This is a genomic window from Modestobacter sp. SYSU DS0657, assembly GCF_054050925.1.
On record NZ_JBJHAG010000004.1, the window covers coordinates 109,023 to 131,990 of the forward strand.

The 22,968-nt window shown below is 75.0% G+C and carries 21 protein-coding genes; 13 read left to right on the forward strand and 8 right to left on the reverse strand.

Features of this window, described 5'->3' with window-relative positions; translation table 11 throughout:
- Positions 1-218: 218 nt before the first annotated feature.
- A complete protein-coding gene (locus tag ACI79A_RS04590) occupies positions 219-1,076 on the forward strand; it encodes a glycine betaine ABC transporter substrate-binding protein (RefSeq protein WP_457080393.1) in 858 nt (285 codons plus the stop codon).
- A 74-nt stretch (positions 1,077-1,150) separates the two neighbouring features.
- On the opposite strand, the gene ACI79A_RS04595 is transcribed toward ACI79A_RS04590, so the two are convergent.
- A complete protein-coding gene (locus ACI79A_RS04595) occupies positions 1,151-1,759 on the reverse strand; it encodes a DUF1684 domain-containing protein (protein WP_457080395.1) in 609 nt (202 codons plus the stop codon).
- Positions 1,760-1,986: 227 nt separating this feature from the next.
- Here ACI79A_RS04595 and ACI79A_RS04600 point away from each other — a divergent pair, with 227 nt between their 5' ends.
- On the forward strand, positions 1,987-3,441 hold the full coding sequence (locus tag ACI79A_RS04600) for a DUF6779 domain-containing protein (RefSeq protein ID WP_457080397.1): 1,455 nt from the start codon (positions 1,987-1,989) through the stop codon (positions 3,439-3,441).
- Between the two features lie 27 nt (positions 3,442-3,468).
- On the opposite strand, the gene ACI79A_RS04605 is transcribed toward ACI79A_RS04600, so the two are convergent.
- Entirely contained in the window at positions 3,469-4,224 is a 756-nt protein-coding gene (locus tag ACI79A_RS04605; protein WP_457080399.1) for an SDR family oxidoreductase, read from the reverse strand.
- 311 nt (positions 4,225-4,535) lie between these two features.
- Here ACI79A_RS04605 and ACI79A_RS04610 point away from each other — a divergent pair, with 311 nt between their 5' ends.
- The 8 genes from ACI79A_RS04610 (at position 4,536) to ACI79A_RS04645 (ending at position 12,394) form a co-directional block, all read left to right on the forward strand.
- Entirely contained in the window at positions 4,536-5,516 is a 981-nt protein-coding gene (locus ACI79A_RS04610) for a Rossmann-like and DUF2520 domain-containing protein (RefSeq protein ID WP_457080401.1), read from the forward strand.
- A 71-nt stretch (positions 5,517-5,587) separates the two neighbouring features.
- The gene (panC, locus tag ACI79A_RS04615; RefSeq protein WP_457080403.1) at positions 5,588-6,439 is read left to right on the forward strand and encodes a pantoate--beta-alanine ligase; all 852 of its coding nucleotides are present in this window, start codon (positions 5,588-5,590) and stop codon (positions 6,437-6,439) included.
- Positions 6,440-6,450: 11 nt separating this feature from the next.
- The gene (gene panD / locus ACI79A_RS04620; protein WP_457080405.1) at positions 6,451-6,864 is read left to right on the forward strand and encodes an aspartate 1-decarboxylase; all 414 of its coding nucleotides are present in this window, start codon (positions 6,451-6,453) and stop codon (positions 6,862-6,864) included.
- Positions 6,865-6,878: 14 nt separating this feature from the next.
- Positions 6,879-8,558 carry an L-aspartate oxidase gene (locus ACI79A_RS04625; RefSeq protein WP_457080407.1) on the forward strand — a complete coding sequence of 560 codons (1,680 nt, stop codon included), beginning with the start codon at positions 6,879-6,881 and terminating at the stop codon, positions 8,556-8,558.
- Between the two features lie 64 nt (positions 8,559-8,622).
- On the forward strand, positions 8,623-9,564 hold the full coding sequence (gene nadC / locus ACI79A_RS04630) for a carboxylating nicotinate-nucleotide diphosphorylase (protein WP_457080409.1): 942 nt from the start codon (positions 8,623-8,625) through the stop codon (positions 9,562-9,564).
- Between the two features lie 2 nt (positions 9,565-9,566).
- Positions 9,567-10,364 (forward strand): type III pantothenate kinase, encoded by a 798-nt coding sequence (locus ACI79A_RS04635; RefSeq protein WP_457080411.1) that lies wholly within the window; start codon positions 9,567-9,569, stop codon positions 10,362-10,364.
- A gap of 27 nt (positions 10,365-10,391) precedes the next feature.
- Positions 10,392-11,897, forward strand: coding sequence for a lysine--tRNA ligase (gene lysS, locus ACI79A_RS04640; protein ID WP_457080413.1), 1,506 nt, complete (start codon positions 10,392-10,394; stop codon positions 11,895-11,897).
- 143 nt (positions 11,898-12,040) lie between these two features.
- The gene (locus tag ACI79A_RS04645) at positions 12,041-12,394 is read left to right on the forward strand and encodes a histone-like nucleoid-structuring protein Lsr2 (protein WP_457080415.1); all 354 of its coding nucleotides are present in this window, start codon (positions 12,041-12,043) and stop codon (positions 12,392-12,394) included.
- Positions 12,395-12,628: 234 nt separating this feature from the next.
- Here ACI79A_RS04645 and ACI79A_RS04650 read toward each other — a convergent pair whose 3' ends face one another.
- Complete coding sequence (locus ACI79A_RS04650; RefSeq protein ID WP_457080418.1) at positions 12,629-13,129, reverse strand: putative immunity protein; 501 nt, start codon at positions 13,127-13,129, stop codon at positions 12,629-12,631.
- Between the two features lie 276 nt (positions 13,130-13,405).
- Here ACI79A_RS04650 and ACI79A_RS04655 point away from each other — a divergent pair, with 276 nt between their 5' ends.
- The gene (locus ACI79A_RS04655) at positions 13,406-15,949 is read left to right on the forward strand and encodes an ATP-dependent Clp protease ATP-binding subunit (RefSeq protein WP_457080420.1); all 2,544 of its coding nucleotides are present in this window, start codon (positions 13,406-13,408) and stop codon (positions 15,947-15,949) included.
- A gap of 170 nt (positions 15,950-16,119) precedes the next feature.
- On the opposite strand, the gene ACI79A_RS04660 is transcribed toward ACI79A_RS04655, so the two are convergent.
- A complete protein-coding gene (locus ACI79A_RS04660; protein ID WP_457080422.1) occupies positions 16,120-17,028 on the reverse strand; it encodes an A/G-specific adenine glycosylase in 909 nt (302 codons plus the stop codon).
- A 163-nt stretch (positions 17,029-17,191) separates the two neighbouring features.
- Between ACI79A_RS04660 and ACI79A_RS04665 the strand changes: the two genes are divergently transcribed.
- Positions 17,192-17,890: a MucR family transcriptional regulator gene (locus tag ACI79A_RS04665; protein WP_457080424.1), complete on the forward strand. Its 699-nt coding sequence runs from the start codon at positions 17,192-17,194 to the stop codon at positions 17,888-17,890.
- Between the two features lie 93 nt (positions 17,891-17,983).
- Here ACI79A_RS04665 and disA read toward each other — a convergent pair whose 3' ends face one another.
- The 4 genes from disA to ACI79A_RS04685 all read right to left on the reverse strand — a co-directional run bounded on the left by disA (position 17,984) and on the right by ACI79A_RS04685 (position 22,348).
- A complete protein-coding gene (gene disA / locus ACI79A_RS04670; RefSeq protein ID WP_153362306.1) occupies positions 17,984-19,066 on the reverse strand; it encodes a DNA integrity scanning diadenylate cyclase DisA in 1,083 nt (360 codons plus the stop codon).
- Between the two features lie 113 nt (positions 19,067-19,179).
- Positions 19,180-20,547, reverse strand: a complete 1,368-nt coding sequence (gene radA, locus ACI79A_RS04675; RefSeq protein ID WP_457080427.1) for a DNA repair protein RadA — start codon at positions 20,545-20,547, stop codon at positions 19,180-19,182.
- A gap of 58 nt (positions 20,548-20,605) precedes the next feature.
- A complete protein-coding gene (locus ACI79A_RS04680) occupies positions 20,606-21,286 on the reverse strand; it encodes a copper chaperone PCu(A)C (RefSeq protein ID WP_457080428.1) in 681 nt (226 codons plus the stop codon).
- A gap of 201 nt (positions 21,287-21,487) precedes the next feature.
- Entirely contained in the window at positions 21,488-22,348 is an 861-nt protein-coding gene (locus tag ACI79A_RS04685; RefSeq protein ID WP_457080430.1) for a UbiA family prenyltransferase, read from the reverse strand.
- A 130-nt stretch (positions 22,349-22,478) separates the two neighbouring features.
- Here ACI79A_RS04685 and ACI79A_RS04690 point away from each other — a divergent pair, with 130 nt between their 5' ends.
- Positions 22,479-22,961, forward strand: coding sequence for a CarD family transcriptional regulator (locus ACI79A_RS04690; protein WP_153362320.1), 483 nt, complete (start codon positions 22,479-22,481; stop codon positions 22,959-22,961).
- Positions 22,962-22,968: the final 7 nt, after the last annotated feature.

Genomic DNA, 22,968 nt, shown 5'->3' on the forward strand with positions numbered 1-22,968 from the left:
GTTCTTCCCGCCAGACACGCGTGGCCGTCCACCAGGGGGCGCCACGGGACACAGAAGGCGGAGCCGATGCGCACGCGTCCCCGTTCGTTCACCCATCTCGCCGTCACCGCGGCAGCCGCCGCGGTGCTGGCCACGGCCGCTTGCGGTGAGTCCGGCTCGTCCGGCACCGGCGGCGGCTCGCAGGCCGGTGGCTCGGCCGGGGCGACGCCTGCGCGCCGGTGCCCGGCGACCAGCTGGTCGTGCTCGAGGACGACCAGGAGCTGCAGAACGCCGACAACATCATCCCGGCGGTCAACGCGGAGGCCGCCGCGGCCAACCCGGCGCTGCTCCCGGCGCTGGACGCCGTCTCGGCGGAGCTGACCACCGACGACCTGGTGGAGATGAACGCCGCGGTCGACGTGCAGCGGCAGAGCGCCGAGGACGTCGCCCAGGGCTGGGTCGACGAGCACGGCAGCGTGGCCGAGGGGCTGGAGCAGGGCAACGGCCCGATCACCGTGGGTGCGGCCAACTTCACCGAGTCCACGGTGCTGGCCAACGTCTACGCCGACGTGCTCGACGCGGCGGGCTTCGACGCCTCGGTGCAGGTGGTGGGCAACCGGGAGCTGTACCTCCCCGCCCTGCAGCGCGGGGAGATCCAGGCCTTCCCGGAGTACCTGGCCACCGTCACCGAGTGGCTCGAGGGCGACGACCAGACCCAGGTCGCCTCGGGTGACGTCGAGGCCACGCTCGAGGCGCTGCGGCCGTTGGCCGACGAGGCCGGGCTGGTGTTCGGCGAGCCCTCCGAGGCCGCCGACCAGAACGCCTTCGCCGTCACCCAGGCCTTCGCCGACGAGCTCGGCGTCTCCACCCTGTCGGAACTGGCCGACGCCTGCGGCGACGGCTCGCTGGTGCTCGGCGGCCCGACCGAGTGCCCGACCCGGCCGCAGTGCCAGCCCGGCCTGGAGGAGACCTACGGGCTCGAGTTCGCCGGCTTCCGCGAGCTGGACGCCGGTGGCCCGCTGACCAAGGCCGCCATCCAGCAGGGCGAGGTGTCGATCGGCCTGGTCTTCAGCTCCGACGGGGCCCTCGCCCAGTAGAAGGACCACCCTTCCCCCCACGCCTCGCACGTTCGGCGCGGGACCCTGAAGGCTGGCCGTTCCAGTACGTCACCTCAGTACCAGCCGCCGGGGGGCAACTGCTCCCCGGCGGCGACGGCGACGTCGACCCGGTTGCCCTCCGGCGCCAGCGGGCAGGTCCACGCCGGGTCGTAGGCGCACGACGGGTGGTAGGCGAAGTTGAGGTCGACCACCAGCCGCCCGTCGTCCCCACCGAGGTCGGCGCCCTTCACCGTGTCCAGCAGGTACCGGCCGCCGCCGTAGGTCGAGCCGCCGGCGCTGCCGTCGCGCAGCGGCAGGAACAGCCCGCCGCCGTACCCGGCCAGCCACCACAGGTCCAGCCGGCCGACGTCGCCGAGGGTCACCCGCCCGACCCGGCGCAGCACCACCCCACCGTCGTCGGTGGTGGCCACCCCGAGCCGCACCGGCTCGACGTCGGTGTCCACCCGGACGTCGAAGCGCAGCGCCGGGTCGTAGCCGGCGAACGGGAGCCCGGGAAAGCCCGGTCGGGCGCCCGTTGGCAGGGGAGAGTCGGGGTGCTCGGCGAGGAGTGCGTCGCGGCCGGCCCGCCAGCCCCGCCAGGCCTCCTCGGGGTCCGCGGCGGTGCGGGCCGCCGCGTAGAGGGCGGCCACCCGGCGCCGCCAGTCCAGCAGGCTCAGCGTCATCCGCCCAGCCTGCCACCGCATCCCACGCCGACGCCGCGCCGTGACCGCCTGACGCCGTTCGGTGGCCTTATGGTGGGCGCATGGGAGGTCGCCGGGACGACAGCGCGCCCGGGCGGCCTGTCCCCGCGGGGCGTCCGCCGGTCCCACCGCCGTCCCGTCCGGGCCCTGCCCGCGCGGGGTCGACCGCCGCTGCGGCCCGCCCGCTGCCCGCGCTCGACGAGCCGGTCGTGAACCGCACCCGGTCCCGGGGACGCGCTCTCCGGGGAAGCGCCGGCGTCGGCCTGGCGGTGCTGGTCACCGTGGCGGTCGTGCTCACCGACGACCCGGTGCACCTGCGCGTGCTGCTGCTCGCGGTCTGCTGGGCGGTGGTCGCCGCCGGCCTGCTGCTCGGTGGTCGCGGCGGCGTCCCCGAGCCGGGTGACCGGGAGGCGGCGGACCGGGAGGCGGAGCTGCGGCACTCCTACGAGCTGGAGCTGGCCCGGGAGGTCGCGGCGCGGCACGAGTACGAGGCGGAGCTGGAGGGCCGGCTGCGGCGGGAGGCCGAGCAGGCCATGCGCGCCGAGCTGGCCCAGCTCCGTGGCGAGCTGGCCGGCCTGGCGCAGGTGCGGGAGGAGCTCGCATCGGTCAGCCGGCTCCGGGAGGACCTGACCGCGCTGGACCAGCTGCGCTCGGAGGTCGCCGCGCTCGGCTCGCTGCGCCAGGAGCTGAGCGGTCTCGGTCAGCTGCACGGCGAACTGGCTGCCCTGGGCGAGCTGCGGACGGACCTCGGCCGCATGCGCGCGGAGCTCACCGAGCAGCTCTCCGGCGAACTGCTGGTCGAGCGGATGGTCATGCGCGCCCAGTCGGTGCGCGGGCCGGCCGCCGCGCTGCCCGAGCAGCGCGGCACGGACGGCGAGTCGTCCGGCTGGCCGACCTCGTCCGGGTGGGACACCGGGTTCCTGACGGCGGTCGATGCCGAGCCGGTCCAGCGGCCGATGCCCGAAGCCCTGCCCACGCCGGTGCCCACGCCGGTGCCCACGCCGGTGCCCACGCCGGCGCCCACGCCGGCGCCCACGCCGGTGCCCACGCCGGTGCCCACGCCGGCGCCCACGCCGGCGCCCACGGCGGTGCCCACCCCGCGCCCGGCGGCCCGTGCCGTCGAGCCCCCGCCCTCGCCGCGGGAGTGGCTCCGCGCGAACTCCCTGGTCGACCAGCCGGCCGCCGAGCCTGCACCCCGGCGGCACCGCCGGGCCGCCGAACCCGACGACGACGCCCCGGCCGCCGGCCGGCACGGACGGACCGTCGAGCCGGGGCGCCCCGACCGGCCGACCGGCCCGGCGGAGGCGCCGGGCGACGCCGGGCCGGGCTCCTGGACGAGCGAGCCCTACGGCACCGGCACGCTCACCGGCTCCAGCTGGGCCGCCGCCGAACCGGCCGGGGAGCCGGCGAGCTCCTGGTCCACCGGCCCGGCAGGGTCCCGGTGGGATGGGGGAGAGCCCGCTCGCAGGGCGCACGAGCAGCCGGCGACGTCCGGGGACGCCCCGGCACCCCGGTCCGCCCCGGAGCCGCAGGGGCACGCCCGGCTGGAGCAGATCCTCGCCGAGAGCGGTGTGCCGGCGCCGAGCGGTCGCCGTCGGCGCCGCTACCGCGACGAGGACGGCAGCGGGGACGACGTCCTGGCCCGGGTGCTCCGCGGCGAGTAGCCGGGCGCCCCGGGACGAGGTCCCTCCTCAGCCGATCGGGCCGCGGGAGAGGGCGCCGCCGTCGAGCACCAGGGTCTGCCCGGTGACCCAGCCGGCCTCGTCCGAGAGCAGGTAGGCGGCGGCTGCGCCGACGTCCTCGGGCGCGCCGAGCCGGCCCACCGGGTACTGCGCGGCGACCTGCTCCTCGCGCCCGGTGAACAGCGCCTCGGCGAACCGGGTCTTCACCACCGCCGGCGCGACGGCGTTGACCCGCACGGTGGGCCCGAGCTCCACGGCCAGCTGGGTGGTCAGGTTGACCAGCGCGGCCTTGCTGACCCCGTAGGCGGCGATGCCCTCGCTGGACTTCAGCCCGGCCACCGACGCCACGATCAGCACCGAGCCGCCGTGCTCGGACAGCCACGCCCGCCAGGCCTCCTGCACCAGGCCGAGGCTGGCCACGACGTTGGTGTCCAGGATCTTGCGGACGGCGTCCAGCGGCGCGTCCATCAGCGGGCCGTAGACCGGGTTGATGCCCACGTTGCCGACCAGCACGTCCAGGCTGCCGAAGGTGTCGATCGCGGCGCGGACGGCGGCGGCGCGGTGCTCGGCGTCCGCGACGTTCCCCGCGACGGCCACCGCCTTCTCCGGCCCGCCCAGGGCCTCGACCGCCTCGGCGAGCGCCTCCGGCCTGCGGGCGGTGACCACCACCCGGGCGCCCCGGTCGACCAGTGCCCGGGCGATGGCGAGGCCGATGCCCCGGCTCGCCCCGGTGACCAGTGCGGTGCGTCCCTCGAAGCTGCTCACCGTGCTCCTCCCGCTCCGGCGCCGGCTCCGCTGCCGGCGCGCGCCTCAACGTATCCAGCGCCCGGTGACCGCGTGGACTCACCCGGGTGAGCCAGGACACAGCGGTCGGCCGTTGCCCGGCGCCGGGACGGTGACAGACTCGATGCCGCACGTCACCTGCGTGACACGCCTCCGGGCGGTTGCAGCGGGCGGGGTGCCCAGCACGACCGCACAGCACGACCGCACAGCACGACTCCGGCCCACGACGACGTGGGACGACGCGACCTGAGTCCGGTACCCGCCAGGGACTGGAACGAGAGGGTGCACCCGGGATGCCGATCCGTCCCTCCCGCGCGGGAGATCCCGCGCCCGCTGACCTGCCCCACGACCTGCCCGCCGCCGGGCTCGCCCCGGCCGCCGAGGCCCCCGCCCGTCTCCGCGTCGGCGTCATCGGCGCCGGCCGGGTGGGCGCCGTGCTCGGTGCCGCGCTCGCCGCCGCCGGCCACGACGTGGTCGCCGCCTCCGGGCTGTCCGCCGCCACCCGTGAGCGCGCCGCCCGCCTGCTGCCCGGGGTGCCGCTGCGCCCCGCCGACGAGGTCGTCGCCGGCAGCGACCTGGTGGTGCTCGCGGTCCCCGACGACACGCTGGCCGGGCTGGTCGCCGGCCTGGCGGAGACCGGCGTCTGGCGCCGTGGCCAGCTGCTCTTCCACACCTCCGGCGCGCACGGCCTGGCCGCGCTGGAGCCGGCCGAGCGGGCCGGCGTCCTGCCGCTGGCCCTGCACCCGGCGATGACCTTCTCCGGCGGGCCCGAGGACGCCCAGCGGCTGACCGCGAGCCCGTTCGGGGTGACCAGCCGGCCCGAGCACCGGGCCGTGGCCGAGATGCTGGTGCTGGAGATGGGGGGCGAGCCGTTCTGGGTCGCCGAGGCCGACCGGCGGCTGTACCACGCGGCGCTGGTCACCGGCGCCAACCACCTGGTCACCCTGGTCGCCGAGGCCGCCGACCTGCTGCGCACCGCCGGCGTGGACGCCCCCGCGCGGGTGCTGGGCCCGCTGCTCACCGCCGCCCTGGACAACGGCCTGCGCCGCGGTGACCGCGGGCTCACCGGACCGGTCAGCCGGGGCGACGTCGGCACCGTCCGCGACCACCTGGACACCCTCACCGAGCGGGCGCCGGACTCGGTCGGTGCCTACGTGGCGCTCGCCCGGCGCACCACCGAGCGGGCGCTGGCCGCCGGCCGGCTGAAGCGGCACGAGGCCGACCCGCTGCTGGAGCTGCTCGACGGGGCGCGGCAGAACGGCGTAGCTCGATGACCGCTGGTCGGCCTCCTTCCGGGTCCGCTCGCGAGCGTGCGAGCGGAGGGGAGAAGGGGGTCCTTCCGCCGATGACCGTGACCACGCGCCCGGCCGTCGTCGCGACCACCGCCGAACTGCGCACGCTCCGCGCCGCCCTGCCCGGCCCCGTCGTCCTGGTGCCCACGATGGGCGCGCTGCACGAGGGCCACCGCACGCTGGTGCGGGCCGCGCGAGAGCACGGTGGCAGCGTCGTGGTCTCGGTGTTCGTCAACCCGACCCAGTTCGGGCCCGGCGAGGACTTCGACCGCTACCCGCGCACCTGGGACGCCGACCTCGCCGCGCTCGCGGAGGAGGGGGCCGACGTCGTCTTCCACCCGCCGGTCGAGGAGGTCTACCCGCCCGGCTCGGTGGGCGTCACCGTGCATCCCGGGCCGCTCGGTTCGGTGCTGGAGGGCGCCGTCCGCCCCGGGCACTTCGCCGGCGTGCTCACCGTCGTGGCGAAGCTGTTCGGCCTGGCCCGCCCGGACGTCGCCGTGTTCGGGGAGAAGGACTACCAGCAGCTCACGCTGATCCGCGCGATGGCCCGCGAGCTCGCGCTGGGTGTCGAGGTCGTCGGCGTGCCCACCGTCCGGGAGGCCGACGGCCTGGCGCTGTCCTCCCGCAACCGGTACCTCGACGTGGAACAGCGGCAGGCGGCCGCGGCGTTGTCCGCAGCACTGCGCGCCGGGGCCACCGCCGGGGCGCAGGGCGCCGCCGCCGTCCTGGCCGCCGCCCGCGCGGTGCTCGACGCGGCCCCCGACCTGCTCCAGGACTACCTGGAGCTGACCGATCCAGATCTGGGACCGTCGCCCGTCGCCGGACCCGCGCGGCTGCTGGTCGCCGCCCGCGCCGGCACCACCCGCCTGATCGACAACACAGCTGTGGAACTGGGGTACCGCTGATGATGCGCACGATGCTCAAGAGCAAGATCCACCGGGCCACGGTGACCCAGGCGGACCTGCACTACGTCGGCTCGGTGACCATCGACGAGGACCTGCTCGACGCCGCGGACCTGCTGCCCGGTGAGCAGGTGGCGATCGTCGACGTCACCAACGGCGCCCGGCTGGAGACCTACGTGATTCCCGGCGAGCGCGGCTCCGGCGTGATCGGCATCAACGGCGCCGCCGCGCACCTGGTGCACCCCGGCGACCTGGTCATCCTGATCAGCTACGGCCTGATGGACGAGACCGAGGCCAAGTCGTACCTGCCGAAGGTCGTGCACGTCGACGGCGCCAACCGTGTCGTCGAGCTCGGCGCCGACCCGTCCGCCCCGGTGCCCGGCGCCCCCGACCAGCAGCGCAGCGACCGCGGCGTCCCCGTCCGGTGACCGCTGCCGCAGAAATGGCCATTTCTGCGGCAGCGGCGGCCCGCACGCGGCTGCCGTTGCGGTTGTCGGCGCCGGCCCCCGGCTGGGCGCTGACCGCCGACGTCTGCGTCGTCGGCTCCGGGGTCGCCGGGCTGTGCGTCGCGCTGCACGCCCGCGCCGCCGGGCTGTCGGTCGCCGTGGTCACCAAGGTCGAGGTCGACGACGGCTCGACCCGCTGGGCGCAGGGCGGGATCGCCGCCGTGCTCGACCCGGCCGACACCCCCGCCGCGCACGCCCGGGACACCGAGGTGGCCGGCGTGGGGCTGTGCGAGCCGGCCGCGGTCCAGGCGCTGGTCGCCGAGGGTCCCCAGCGGCTGCACCAGCTGATCAGCTGGGGTGCGGCGTTCGACCGCGACCCAGCCGGCCGGCTGCTTCTCACCCGCGAGGGCGGGCACTCGACCGACCGGATCGTGCACGCCGGCGGCGACGCCACCGGTGCGGAGGTGCAGCGGTCGCTGGTGCAGGCCGTCGCCGCCGACCCCGGCATCACCCTGGTCGAGCACGCCATGGTGCTCGACCTGGTCACCGACGCCACCGGGCGCGCCTGCGGGGTGACCCTGCACGTGCTGGGTGAGGGCAGCGCCGACGGCGTCGGCGCGGTCCGCGCCCGGGCCGTCGTGCTCGCCACCGGCGGCATGGGGCAGGTCTACGCCTCGACCACCAACCCCTCGGTCTCCACCGGCGACGGCGTGGCCCTGGGCCTGCGCGCCGGAGCCGTCGCCACCGACCTCGAGTTCGTCCAGTTCCACCCCACCGCCCTGTACCTCGGTGCCGGCGCGCGCGGGCAGCAGCCGCTGGTCTCCGAGGCGCTGCGCGGCGAGGGTGCGGTGCTGCGCGACGGCGCGGGGGAGCGGTTCCTGGTCGGCGTGCACGAGCTCGCCGAGCTGGCGCCCCGCGACGTCGTGGCCAAGGCGATCACCCGGGTGCAGCTGCGCGACGGCGTCGACCACGTCTGGCTCGACGCCCGGCGCGTCCCCGGCCTGGCGGCCCGCTTCCCGACGATCGTGGCCAGCTGCCGGGCGCACGGCATCGACCCGGTCACCGAACTGGTGCCGGTGACCCCCGCGGCGCACTACGCCTCCGGTGGCCTGGTCACCGACCTGGCCGGGCGGACGACGGTGCCCGGGCTGTACGCCTGCGGAGAGGCCGCCTGCACCGGCGTGCACGGCGCGAACCGGCTGGCGTCCAACTCGTTGCTGGAGGGGCTGGTCTTCGCCGGCCGGATCGGCGAGGCGCTGGCCCGCGAGCTGCCCGTGCCCGGCACCCCGGCCGGGGCCGACCCCCGCCCGGTGGGCCTGCTGGACGCCGACGCGCGGAGCGCGCTGACCGCGGCCATGTCCGCGCACGTGGGCGCGCTGCGCAGCGGCGCCGGTCTGGCCGCCGCCGGCGAGCGGATCACCGCCCTGGCCGCGCGGGCCGGCGACGGCGTCGACCCGGGCGTGCCCGGCTGGGAGACCACCGACCTGTTCACCGTGGCCGCCGCGATCACCGCCGCGGCCACCGCCCGCGAGGAGACCCGTGGCTGCCACTGGCGCGAGGACCACCCCGACGCCCACGACGACTGGCGGGTGCACCTGGACGTGCGCCTGGGCGCCGACGGCGGGGTCACGGTGACCCGCCGCCCGGTCGGCACACCGGTGGAGGTGGACTGGTGAGCGAGCACCCCAGCGAGCGGGGCCGGAACGGAGCGGGCCACCGAGCGGAGCGAGGCATGACGTGGTGAGCGATGACCTGCTGCGTGCCGCGACGGACCTGGCCGGCACCGGCCTGGACGCGGCGTGGGTCGACGAGCTGGTCGAGCGGACGCTCACCGAGGACCTCACCGGCGGCGCCCCGCTGCCCCGGCAGCCGGACGTCGCGGTCGGCTACGACGTCACCAGCGCCGCCACCGTCCCCGGCGACCAGTTCGGGACGGCGGACCTGGTGGCCCGCGCGGACGGCGTCGTCGCCGGGGTGCCGCTGGCCGCCCGGGTGTTCGCCCGGCTGGCCCCCGGCGCCACCCTGACCGCCTCGGCCGCGGACGGGGACCGGGTGCGCCGCGGCGACGTGCTGCTCACCGTGCGCGGCCCGGTGCGGGCGCTGCTGGCCGCCGAGCGCAGCGCGCTGAACATCGCCAGCCGGGCCAGCGGCATCGCCACCGCCACCCGCGCCTGGGTCGACGCGGTGGCCGGCACCGGCGCGGTCGTGCTGGACACCCGCAAGACCACCCCGGGGCTGCGGCCGCTGGAGAAGTACGCGGTGCGCTGCGGCGGCGGGTCGAACAAGCGGATGGGCCTCTACGACGTCGCGATGGTCAAGGACAACCACGTCGCCGCCGCCGGTTCGGTCGCCGCCGCCGTCGCCCTGGTGCGGGAGCGGGCGCCGCGGATCACCGTGCAGGTCGAGTGCGACACCCTGGAGCAGGTCGCCGATGCGGTGGCCGCGGGTGCGGACTTCCTGCTGCTGGACAACATGACCCCCGACCAGCTGCGGCAGGCGGTCGCGCTGGTGGGGGACCGGGAGGTCGAGCTGGAGGCCACCGGTGGGCTCACCCTCGCCGTGGCCGCGGAGGTCGCCGCGACCGGGGTCGACTTCCTCTCCGTCGGGGCGCTGACCCACTCGTCGCCGATCCTGGACCTCGCCCTCGACCTGCGGGCGCCGGACCCGCGCGCCGGGGGCTGACCGTGCTGCTCACCGTGGACGTCGGCAACAGCCACACCGTGCTGGCCACCTTCGACGGCGACCGGCGGGTCGGGAGCTGGCGGGTGACCACCCGGTCGCGGGCCACCGCCGACGAGCTGCTGCTCCTCTGGCGGGGGCTGCTGCGCGACACGGAGGTCACCGGGGTGGCCGCCTGCTCCACGGTGCCCGCGCTGCTGCCGGCGCTGCGCCAGCTGCTGGACTCCCTCGCCGTCCCGGTCACCCTGATCGGACCGGGGGTGCGCACCGGCGTGCCGCTGCACGTGGACAACCCGCGGGAGGTGGGCGCCGACCGGGTGGTCACCGCCCTGGCCGCCCACGAGCTCTACGGCCGCCGGCCCGACGGCAGCGGCCGGCCGGTCGTCGTCGTCGACTTCGGCACCTCCACCAACGTCGACGCCGTCGGCCCGGGCGGGCAGTTCCTCGGCGGCGCGCTGGCCCCCGGGGTCGAGGTGAGCCTGGACGCGCTGGCCACCCGGGCGGCGCAGCTCCGCTCGGTGGAGCTGACCGTGCCCGCCCAGGCGATCGGGAAGAACACCGTGGCCGCGCTGCAGTCCGGCCTGGTGCTGGGTTTCGCCGGGCTCGTCGACGGACTGGTCGACCGGATCGCGGGGGAGCTGGTGGCCCGGTTCGGCGCCGCGCCGGTGGTGGTCGCCACCGGAGGGCTGCACCGGCTGGTCGCCGACAGCTGCCGGTCCATCGCCGAGCGTGACCCGGACCTCACCGTGCAGGGCCTGCGGCTGGCCTTCGAGCGCCACCAGGGCGGTACCGCGGAGCGCTGACCGGTGCCCGCCGTAGGCTGGGACCCCGTGAGCGAGGAACCCCCCGGCAACGTCGACGACGAACTCCCCGAGCAGCTGCGGGTCCGGCGGGCCAAGCTGGACCGGCTGCGCGAGGCCGGGATCGACCCCTACCCCGTCACGGTGGCCCGGACGGCGAGCCTGGCCGACGTGCGCGCCGAGCACCCGGACCTGCCGCCGGACACGATGACCGGTGCGCGGGTCGGCGTGACCGGGCGGGTGATCTTCTCCCGGAACACCGGCAAGCTCTGCTTCGCGACGCTGCGCGAGGGCGACACCGAGCTGCAGGTCATGCTGTCGATCGACCGGGTCGGCGAGGAGCTCCTGGCCGCCTGGAAGGCCGACGTCGACCTCGGCGACCACGTGCTGGTCACCGGTGAGATCGGGACGTCGCGGCGTGGCGAGCTGTCGGTTTTCGCCGACTCCTGGCAGCTGGCCGCCAAGGCGCTGCGCCCGCTGCCGGTGGCGCACAAGCCGATGAGCGAGGAGCTGCGGGTCCGGCGTCGCTACGTCGACCTGATCGTCCGGGACGAGGCGCGGCGCACCGTGCAGGAGCGCGCCGCGGTGATGAGCGCATTGCGTTCCGGGCTCGCCGGGCGCGGTTTTCTCGAGGTCGAGACGCCGATGCTGCAGACCGTGCACGGCGGAGCGGCGGCGCGTCCATTCCGGACGCACATGAACGCCTTCGACCTGGACCTCTACCTGCGCATCGCGCCGGAGTTGTTCCTCAAGCGCTGCATCGTCGGTGGCCTCGACCGGGTGTTCGAGATCAACCGGAACTTCCGGAACGAGGGCGCCGACTCCTCGCACTCCCCGGAGTTCGCGATGCTGGAGTTCTACGCGGCCTACGGCGACTACTCCGACGGCGCCCGCATCACCCGCGAGCTCATCCAGGAATGCTGTGCGGCGCTGTTCGGCGACCATGTCGCACGGCACCACGACGGCACCGAACTGGACCTGTCCGGTGAGTGGCCGCAGCGCCCGCTCTACGGACTGGTATCCGAGGCGGTGGGGGAGGAGGTCACCCCGCAGACGCCGGTGGAGCACCTGCGCGCCCTCGCCGAGCGGCACGAGGTCGGCGTCGACCCGGCCTGGCTGCCCGGCAAGGTCGTCGAGGAGATCTTCGAGGCGCTGGTTCAGGACACGCTGCAGTCGCCGACCTTCGTCGTCGACTACCCGCTGGACACCTCGCCCCTGACCCGCGCGCACCGGTCGGAGCCCGGCCTGGCGGAGAAGTGGGACCTCTACATCGGCGGCATCGAGCGGGGCACCGGCTACTCCGAGCTCGTCGACCCGGTCGCCCAGCGCGAGCGGTTCACCCAGCAGGCGCTCCTGGCGGCGGCCGGTGACCCCGAGGCGATGGTGCTCGACGAGGACTTCCTGGAGGCCCTCGAGTACGGCATGCCGCCCACGGCGGGCGTCGGCATGGGCATCGACCGGCTGATGATGACGCTCACCGGACTCGGCATCCGGGAGACGATCCTGTTCCCGCTGGTGCGGCCGCTGCATTCCTGACCTGCGTTTTCCCCACGCTTCCGCGTGAAATGCGTGGGCGGATTAGGGAAATGGCGGGCAATGTGGTGCAATGGTGCCGGTCGACCCCCGGGTCGGCTAATTGCACTGGCCACGGGGGCTGACGCAACAGGAGTGGAACAACAATGGCTCGCAAGGTCCAGGTGATCCTCAGTGACGACCTCGACGACGGCATTCCCGCCGACGAGACGGTGACCTTCGCCCTCGACGGGACGACGTACGAGATCGACCTGTCGGAGAAGAACGCCGCGGAGATGCGCGACGTGTTCGGCAAGTACGTCTCGGCGGCGCGCAAGGTGAGCAGCCGCGGCACCCGGGCCTCCGGTGCCGGGCGTTCCCGGGCGACCGGTGGCGGTGGCCGGATGGATCGCGAGCAGGCCGGCGCCATCCGCGACTGGGCCCGCAAGAACGGTCACGAGGTCAGCGACCGCGGCCGCATCCCGGCCAGCGTCGTCGAGGCCTTCGAAGCGGCTCACTGAAAGAGGGCCCCGTCCTCCTCACCCCTCGCGAGCTCGGGGCGAGCCTCTGGACGGGGCCACCTGACGGCGCCTGCGAGGGGGCCGTTCCAGCACGTCGCCACGGCCCGGCTCCCCACCGAGGGAGCCGGGCCGTCGACGTCTCTCCCGGGCCCGGCGGCTGCGCCCGGGAGCACCCGTCGGGTGCGTCGGGAACGCGATCCCTCGTGCCACGGCGCCCGGACGGCGCCGCGACGCTCAGCAGTCGAACACCGACCAGCAGATGTCGTTGCGCAGCCGCTGGTCGTCGAGGACCAGCGCACGGACCCCCTCCGGGAGCTGGTCGCGCTGCCACCGGCACTCACGTCGCCCGGCCCCCTCCGCCTCGCCCTCCGGCGCAGCCGCTCGGGCGGCCTTGATCGCGTAGGCGGCCGCCCCCAGGTCGTGCGCAGCCACGTGCGCCACCGCCGCGGCCTGGCCGGCGGCGTACGCGGCGTGCCGGGGTGCCCCGGTCAGGTCCCGGGCCGCGCCCATGGCGTGTCCGCCCGCCGCGCGCGCCCGCATCATCGGGACCTCGCCGCGCACCCAGGCGCGGGTGTGCTCGATCGCCCGGCGCGGTCGCGGGTCCGCCGGCCGGGCCGCCTCGAACAGCGGGAGCACGTGCTCTGCGCACGACGCCGCCCACAGGGCGAGCAGGTGGTGGTCGGCGTCGGTGAGGGTCCCGCCGCGGCGGACCGTCACCAGTCGGGGGTCCGGCACCCTCGGGAGGATCACGGTGAGCTCCTGTCCGCTTGGGGGGCGTCCGCTGACGGCGTAACGGCGGCACGGGGGCGGCGGAACACCGTCAGTGGGACGACAGTTGACTCTCACGAGCCCCCGATCAGGTCCGACGGCCTCGTCTCGGCGCAGGTCGGGCGGTGCGAACTACAGTGGAACGACCGGTGCCCCAGCGCGCCGACGTACGTCGGGTGTCCACCGTCCCCTGCCGGGGACACGAGCACAGCAGGTCCAGCCGGTCAGAGGGAGATACAGCAGATGTTCGAACGGTTCACCGACCGAGCCCGTCGGGTGGTCGTCCTGGCCCAGGAAGAGGCCCGGATGCTCAACCACAACTACATCGGCACCGAGCACATCCTCCTGGGTCTGATCCACGAGGGTGAGGGTGTCGCTGCCAAGGCGCTCGAGTCCCTCGGCATCTCGCTGGAGGGCGTCCGGCAGCAGGTGGAGGAGATCATCGGCCAGGGCCAGCAGGCCCCGTCCGGGCACATCCCCTTCACCCCCCGCGCCAAGAAGGTGCTCGAGCTGTCCCTGCGCGAGGCGCTGCAGCTCGGCCACAACTACATCGGCACCGAGCACATCCTGCTCGGCCTGATCCGCGAGGGTGAGGGCGTGGCCGCCCAGGTCCTCGTGAAGCTCGGCGCCGACCTCAACCGTGTCCGCCAGCAGGTCATCCAGCTGCTCTCCGGCTACCAGGGCAAGGAGCCGGCCGCCGCCGGTGGCCCGGCCGAGGGCACGCCGTCGACCTCGCTGGTCCTCGACCAGTTCGGCCGCAACCTGACCCAGGCTGCCCGCGACTCGAAGCTCGACCCGGTCATCGGGCGGGCCAAGGAGATCGAGCGGGTCATGCAGGTCCTGTCGCGGCGGACCAAGAACAACCCCGTCCTGATCGGTGAGCCCGGCGTCGGCAAGACCGCCGCCGTCGAAGGGCTGGCCCAGGCCATCGTCAAGGGCGAGGTGCCCGAGACGCTGAAGGACAAGCAGCTCTACACCCTCGACCTCGGCGCCCTGGTCGCCGGTTCCCGCTACCGCGGTGACTTCGAGGAGCGGCTGAAGAAGGTCCTCAAGGAGATCCGCACCCGCGGCGACATCATCCTGTTCATCGACGAGATCCACACCCTCGTCGGGGCGGGCGCTGCCGAGGGCGCGATCGACGCCGCCAGCATCCTCAAGCCGATGCTGGCCCGCGGTGAGCTGCAGACCATCGGCGCCACCACGCTGGACGAGTACCGCAAGCACCTGGAGAAGGACGCCGCGCTCGAGCGCCGCTTCCAGCCCATCCAGGTCAGCGAGCCGACCCTCGCCCACACGGTGGAGATCCTCAAGGGCCTGCGCGACCGCTACGAGGCGCACCACCGGATCAGCATCACCGACAGCGCCCTCGTGGCCGCGGCGACGCTGGCCGACCGGTACATCTCCGACCGCTTCCTGCCGGACAAGGCGATCGACCTGATCGACGAGGCCGGTGCCCGGATGCGGATCAAGCGGATGACCGCTCCGCCGGACCTGCGCGAGTTCGACGACCGGATCGCCGGCGTCCGCCGCGAGAAGGAGTCGGCGATCGACGCGCAGGACTTCGAGAAGGCGGCCTCTCTCCGCGACAAGGAGAAGCAGCTGCTGGGCGAGAAGGCCGAGCGGGAGAAGGCGTGGAAGGCCGGCGACATGGACGTCGTCGCCGAGGTCGACGACGAGCAGATCGCCGAGGTGCTGGCCAACTGGACCGGCATCCCGGTCTTCAAGCTCACCGAGGAGGAGACCTCCCGGCTGCTCCGCATGGAGGACGAGCTCCACAAGCGGATCATCGGCCAGGAAGAGGCCATCAAGAGCGTCAGCCAGGCGATCCGGCGCACGCGGGCGGGCCTGAAGGACCCCCGTCGTCCCGGCGGTTCGTTCATCTTCGCCGGCCCCTCGGGTGTCGGTAAGACCGAGCTGGCCAAGGCGCTCGCGCAGTTCCTCTTCGGCGAGGACGACGCCCTCATCCAGATCGACATGGGCGAGTTCCACGACAAGTTCACCGTGTCGCGGCTCGTCGGTGCGCCTCCCGGCTACGTCGGTTACGACGAGGGTGGCCAGCTGACCGAGAAGGTGCGGCGCAAGCCGTTCTCGGTGGTCCTCTTCGACGAGATCGAGAAGGCGCACGCCGATGTCTTCAACACGCTGCTCCAGGTGCTGGAGGACGGCCGGCTGACCGACGGCCAGGGCCGGATCGTGGACTTCAAGAACACGATCCTGATCCTGACCACCAACCTCGGGACGCGGGACATCTCCAAGGCCGTCGGCCTCGGCTTCCAGGCCGGGAACGACAACCAGAGCAACTACGAGCGGATGAAGCTCAAGGTCAACGAGGAGCTCAAGCAGCACTTCCGGCCGGAGTTCCTCAACCGCATCGACGACATCGTCGTGTTCCACCAGCTGACCGAGGACGAGATCGTCCACATCGTGGACCTGATGCTCGGCCGCCTGGAGACGCAGCTGAAGAACAAGGACATGGCGATCGAGGTCACCCCGGCGGCGAAGAAGCTGCTCGCCGCCCGGGGCTTCGACCCGGTGCTGGGTGCCCGCCCGCTGCGGCGGACCATCCAGCGCGAGATCGAGGACGCGCTGTCGGAGAAGATCCTCTACGGCGAGCTGACCAGCGGTCAGATCGTGGTGGTCGACGTCGACGAGTCCGAGGACCCGACCAAGTCGACCTTCACCTTCCGCGGTGAGGCCAGGCCGATCGACGTGCCCGACACGCCGCCGGTGGCGCTCTCCGGTGCGGACGGCGACGACGAGGGTCCGGCGGCCGCGCAGGCCGAGTGATCGACCCGTAGGTCCACCACAGGGGCCGTCTCCCATCCGGGAGGCGGCCCCTGTGTCGTGCCGGGGCCCGTCTCCGGGATCAGCTGACCTGATCGGGCGTGCTCCTGGCTCAGCTCCCGGGGTGAGCCAGGAGCACGCACGGTGAGCCCGGACGCCGCAGCGGCGGGCGCTCAGGCGGGCAGGGAGAACCGGCCGTCGGTGGTCTGCTCGACCAGGCCGTCGACCAGCAGCGAGTCCAGGCAGCGGGAGCGCTGCACGGCGTCGTCCCAGGCCGGCACGAGCGCGTCGGCCTCCACCGGTCCCTCCGCGGCGCGCAGCACGTCCAGCAGCCGGCCGCGCACCTGCCGGTCGGTGCCGGCGAACTTCTGCACCCGGCGGGGCGGGCCGTCGTGCGCAGGGGAGCCGGCCAGCCGCCAGGCGCAGCGGTCGCGCACCGGGCAGGCGGGGCAGCGCGGTGTCCCGGCGACGCAGACCAGCGCACCGAGCTCCATCACCGCCACCGAGAAGCGGACCGCCCGGGCGTCGTCGACCGGCGCCAGCGCGGCGATGTCGGTCAGGTCCGAGGCGCGGGCCGGAGCCGCCTCGGCGCGGCCGTGCACCAGGCGGGCGACGACCCGGCGGACGTTGGTGTCGACGACGGGCTGCCGCCGGCCGTGGCCGAAGCAGCTGACCGCCCGGGCGGTGTAGGTGCCGACGCCGGGCAGGGCCTCCAGCTCGGCCACCTCGGCCGGCACCTGACCGCCGTGGCGCTGGGTGAGGGCGACTGCCGCCTCGCGCAGCCGCAGCGCCCGCCGGGGGTAGCCCAGCTTCCCCCACGCGCGGATGACCTCCGCGGGGCTCTCCGCGGCCAGCGAGGCCGGGGTGGGCCAGCGCCGCAGCCACGCACGCCAGACCGGCTCCACGCGCGCCACCGGGGTCTGCTGCAGCATCACCTCGCTGACCAGGACCGCCCACGGGTCGGTGCCCGGCGCCCGCCAGGGCAGGTCGCGTGCCGCCCGGGCGTACCAGTCGACGATCGTCTCCCCGACCGGTTCGACGTCGTCGGCGGCGGACCGGTCGGTGCCGGGGAGAGCGCTCACGAGCGCCCAGTCTGCCTCGTGGCCGACGCGGTGGACCGGTTCGCCACGGAGCGTCACCGCTGGATCGCGGGTCGGTGAGGTCGGTCGACCTGCGCGGTCGGAGGCCGCGCGGTCCGGGCGTGGCGCGCGGCCACCGGCGCGGACGGGCGGCTAGCGTCGCCGTGTGCTCCACCCGGTCGGCCCCCTGCCCGCCGCCGTCTACTGGCGGCGGCGGCTGCTCGTGCTCGGGTGCGCCGTGGGGGTGCTCGGCGGGGGCGGCTGGGTGGCGGTCGCGGCCGCCACGAGCGAGGACGCCGAGGTCGCTGCGGAGGCGCCCGTGAGCGGAGAACCGGTCGATCCGCCGCTGCTGGACCAGGTGAGCCCCTCGCTGGCCGCGGTCGAGGTGCCCACCGCCTCACCCACGGCGCCACCCACGGCGACAGCGCCCGCCGCCAGCACACCTCCGCCGGAGCCCACCGGGCCGGCCCCCGGGGACAGGTGCAGCGACGAGATGATCGCGGTCGAGGTCCAGCCCCGGCCGGCGACCACCCCGGTCGGCAGCAAGCCCACGTTCGACCTGGTGGTGAGCAACGTGTCGGCGGTGCCGTGCGTGCGCACCCTGGACAAGCAACTGCAGGAGATCGTGCTGCTCGACGGCGCGGGGAACCGGCTCTGGGGGAGCAACGACTGCTTCCCCGAGGAGAGCGACGACGTCCGGACGCTGCAGCCGGAGGAGTCCGTCGTCTTCCCGGTGCTGTGGGGCGGGCTCACCAGCACCCCAGGCTGCGCCACCGAGCGGACGCCGCCTCCGCCGGGCGACTACGTCCTCCGCGGGCGCCTGGACACGCGCACCAGCCCGGACGCCCGGTTCACCCTCACCTGAAAAGGCACCCCCTCGACTCTCACCGCTCGCGAGCTCGCGGCGGGCCCCTGCGAGGGGGCCATCGCGATGTCGCGCGGATCCCTGTCAGGGGTCCTAGGAGTAGCGGTCGAGGATCGAGGTCTCGGCGAGCCGGGACAGCCCCTCGCGGATGCCGCGGGCGCGGGCCTCACCGACGCCCTCGACGGCGAGCAGGTCCTCGATGGTCGCGGCCAGCAGCTTCTGCAGCCCGCCGAAGTGGGTGACCAGCCGGTCGATGATGCCGGCGGGCAGCCGCGGCACCCGGGCCAGCAGGCGGTACCCGCGCGGGCTGACCGGGGAGTCGAGGGCGTCGGGAGAGGTGGGCAGCCCGTAGCAGCGCGCCACCGCGGAGAGGTCGAGGAGCTCGGTGGCGGACAGCGCCCGCAGGTCGGCCAGGACCTCCTCGCCGGTGCGGCCGCGCCGGCCGCTGGGCAGGTAGTCGCGGACCAGCAGCCCGCGGTCCTCCTCGACGCCGGCGAGCATCTCGTCCAGCTGCAGGGCCAGCAGGCGGCCGTCGGTGCCGAGCTCGATGACGAAGCCCTCGATCTCGTCGGCGATCCGGCGGACCATCTCCAGCCGCTGGCTGACGCTCATCGCGTCGCGCACGGTGACCAGGTCCTCGATCTCCAGGGCCGACAGCGTGCTGGCGACCTCGTCGAGCCGCAGCTTGTACCGCTCCAGGGCGCTCAGCGCCTGGTTGGCGCGGGCCAGGATCGTCGTCGGGTGCTCGAGGATGTAGCGGCGGCCGGTGACGTAGACGGAGATGATGTGCATCGACTGGCTGACCGAGATCACCGGGAACCCGGTCTGCAGGGCCACCCGCTCGGCGGTGCGGTGCCGGGTGCCCGATTCCTCGGTGGGGATCGTCGGATCGGGCATGAGGTGCACACCGGCGCGCACGATCCGGGTGCCGTCGTAGGAGACGATCACCGCGCCGTCCATCTTGGCGAGCTCGCGCAACCGGGTGGCCGACAGGGCCACGTCGAGGGCGAACCCGCCGGTGCACAGCGACTCGACCACCCGGTCGTAGCCGAGGACGATCAGGGCACCGGTGCGGCCGGCGAGGATCCGCTCCAGACCGTCCCGGAGCGCGGTTCCCGGGGCGATCCGACCGAGCAGTTCCCGCAGCGCGGCCTCGGGGTCCACAGCGGGGGGCACGAGCGCTCCTGACGGTCGGGCGGTACGGCCGCTGATCCTACGCGGCTCCCCCTGCTGGTCGGTCACCTCGGGTCCCCCTCGCGGGTGGCCGGCCGCGCCTTCGACACGCTGCGTCACCACAGCCGCGCGAACGCGCCGCCCAGGTCGGCGACCTCGATCAGGCGCATGCCCTGCGGGGCCGGTCCGGAGTCGACCGGGACCAGCGCCGCCGTGTACCCCTGGCGGGCGGCCTCGGCCAGCCGTCGGCCGGTGCCGCCGACCCGGCGGATCTCCCCGGACAGGCCCACCTCGCCGATGGCGACGAGCCCGGCGGGGAGCGGGGTGTCCTTCGAGGCGGAGGCGATCGCCAGCGCCAGCGCGAGGTCGGCGGCGGGCTCGGCGATCCGCACGCCGCCCACCGAGGCGGCGAAGACGTCGGCGTCGCCGAGCCGGATGCCGCCCCGCCGCTCGACGACGGCGTTGACCATGGCGACCCGCTGGGAGTCCAGGCCGCTGACCGCCCGCCGGGGCGAGCCGCCGCCACCGCTGGTCGCCACCAGCGACTGGACCTCGGCCAGCAGCGGCCGGCTGCCCTCCATGGTCACCGTCACGCAGCTGCCCGGTACCGGGGCCGCGCGCCGGGAGACGAACAGGTGGGAGGGGTCGGGGACGCCGACCACGCCGCCGTCGCCGATCTCGAAGCAGCCGATCTCGTCGGCCGGGCCGAACCGGTTCTTGGTGGCCCGGATCATCCGCAGCGTGGAGTGCCGTTCGCCGTCGAAGGAGATGACGACGTCGACCAGGTGCTCCAGGGCCCGGGGGCCGGCGATGGCGCCGTCCTTGGTCACGTGGCCGACGAGGATGGTGGTCATCCCGCGGGTCTTGGCGACGGCGGTCAGCGCGCTGGCCACGGCCCGCACCTGGCTGGCGCCGCCGTCGGTGCCGTCGACCGCCGGGGAGCGCACGGTCTGCACGCTGTCGAGGACCAGGAGCGAGGGGGACACGTCCTCCACGTGGGAGAGGACGGCCGACAGCTCGGTCTCGGCGGCCAGGTAGAGCTGGTCGTGCAGCGCGTCGATCCGCTCGGCGCGCAGCCGCACCTGGGCGGCGGACTCCTCGCCCGACACGACCAACGTGGGGCCGTTCGCGGCGGCCACCCGGTGCGCGACCTCGAGCAGCAGCGTCGACTTCCCGACCCCGGGCTCGCCGGCGACCAGCAGCACCGCGCCGGGGACCAGGCCGCCACCGAGCACCCGGTCGAACTCGGGGATGCCGGTGGGCACGGCGCGGGCGCCGGCGAGCTCGACCTGGGCGATCGGCCGGGCCTTCGCGCTCACCGGACCGGCCGGGACCGCCCGGAGCGGCGCGGCGATCGCGCCGACCTCCTGCAGGGTGCCCCAGGCCTGGCACTCGGGGCAGCGGCCCACCCACTTGGCGGAGGCGTGGCCGCACTCGGTGCAGCGGTGGGCGGGGCGGGCGGACTTCACGCCGGAGGGAGGCACTCCGCCATCGTGGTGGCGGGGTACGACAGAACGGGGGAGGAGCGGGTGAGCCGGAGGCTCACTCGTCCGCGGACTCGGAGGACTCGGACCCGGGCTCGGTGGGCTCGGACCCGGGCTCGGGATCGGACGCGTGGCTCCCCCCGCCCCCGGTCCCGCTCCCGCTGCCGCTGCCTTCCTCCTCGTGGTGCCAGTCGAAGGCCTCGCCGCGGGGCAGGTCGCGGGGGGGATTGTCGACCGGGACCGGGACGGTCACCTCGCCGGCCTCCTCGAAGACGAAGGTGACGTCGATGTGCTGGCCCACCCCGAGCTCGTCGTCGAGGCCCGTCAGGGTGATCGTGGGCCCGTCGCCGCTGGTCAGGAACAGGATGCCCTGGGCCGGGACGGTGAGGTCCAGCTCGTCGGAGCCGCTGGCGTCGGCGGCGGGCGCGGCGGCGGAGGGGTCGGCCACCTCGACTCCGTCGAACGCGTCGCCCTCGATCGACACCAGGGTGTCCTCGGTGTTGCCCGAGCTCGCGATGGCGCCCACCAGTCGGGCGTCGCTCCCGCTGGAGTAGGTGCCGCCGGGCGGGTAGGCCAGGTTCAGGGCGCGGAGGCGCAGGTCGCCGGCGGAGGCCATCGTGCCGACGTGGTCCCGCTCCTGCTCGGCCGTCTGCGCGACCTGGCCGGTGCCGCACGCGGTGAGGGCGATCGGGGAGAGCAGCAGGGCGCCCATCACGGCAACGCGCGGTGCGCGGTTCACAGCGTCGACCTCCAGGAGACGTGCCGGCCACCGAGGACGCCGGTGGCACGAGTCCTGCTGAGCGTAACGGTCCCCGCACCGTGTCCGCTGGGAGGTGAGGTCCGTGGCGTGCGCAGGCGCACCGGGGGAGCCGGCCGGGGTGACCCGCCGGACGCCGACTTCCCAGCTCAGTGCCGGGCACCGGTCCGCTCTGCCTCCTGCTCAGGTGAGCGACGCCCCCCCGGCCAGCAGCAGGACGACGTCGAGCACGGTCAGCAGCATCACCGCGGGGAAGGCCAGCCGCTGGGCCCGCGGCCGGCCGGCCAGCGCCGCGACGACGACGGCCGGGGCGGCCACCAGGCACGCCAGCCACCCGGCGGTGGAGGGCGCGCCGGCCGGCCCCAGCACCAGCAGCAGGGTGGCGGCACCGAGCAGGAACGCGCCGGCCACCGCGGAGGGGGCCCGGCCGAGCCGGTGCGGCAGGCCGCGGACGCCGGTGGCCAGGTCGTCGTCGACGTCGGGGGCCACGTTGGCGACGTGCGCGGCGCCGCCGAGTGCCGCGCCGGCGGCCACCAGCCACCAGGGGGCGACCGGCGTGCCGGGCGCGGCGGCGACCACGCCGGCGGGCAGCGCGCCGAAGCCGGTGAGGTAGGGCAGCGGCGACCAGGCGGTGCGCTTGAGCCCGGCGTCGTAGGCCAGTCCGCTGGCGGGCAGCACCAGCAGCAGCAGGCCGGGGACGACGCCCAGGGCCAGGGACGCGCCGACCGCGACCGCGACGGCGACGAGCGTCGCCCGGCGCAGCAGCGCAGGGGTGAGCAGCCCCTGGACGACGGGCTTGTCGGTGCGGCCCACGGCCCGGTCCCGGTCGGCGTCCAGCCAGTCGTTGCACCAGCCGATGGCCGCCTGCCCGGCCAGCACCGCGGCCCCGACCAGCACGGTCCGCCCGGCGGGGACGCCGGCGGCCAGCGCCAGCAGCACGGCCACGGTGGTGACCGCCAGCGCCGGTCCGAGGTGGGTCGCGCGGGCCATCGCCGCGGCGGTCACGAGCGGGCCGGGCCGGCGCGCGACGTCGTCCGACTGCACACCGACCACCTCCCTGTCAACCCCTGACTGAGCCCGATCACGCCGCTGACCTGCACTTTTGTCGCACTCTGCCGAGCCCGACCGCATTCTCCCGTGGTAACCTGGGCCGAGCGAAAGGGGTCACATCCACATGGGCTTCACTGTTGGCGAGACCGTTGTCTACCCGCACCACGGCGCGGCGCTCATCGAGGCGATCGAGCAGCGCACCATCAAGGGTGTAGAGAAGTCGTACCTCGTGCTGAAGGTCGCCCAGGGCGACCTGACCGTCCGCGTGCCGGCCGACAACGCCGAGATCGTCGGCGTTCGCGACGTCGTCGGCCAGGAGGGTCTCAACCGGGTCTTCGAGGTCCTGCGGGCCCCGCACACCGAGGAGCCGACCAACTGGTCGCGCCGCTACAAGGCCAACCTCGAGAAGCTGGCCTCCGGTGACGTGAACAAGGTGGCCGAGGTCGTGCGCGACCTCTGGCGTCGCGACAAGGACCGGGGCCTCTCCGCCGGCGAGAAGCGGATGCTGTCCAAGGCCCGCCAGATCCTGGTCAGCGAGCTGGCGCTCGCCGAGGGCACCAACGAGGACAAGGCCGAGGTCCTGCTCGACGAGGTCCTCGCGTCCTGATCGGGCG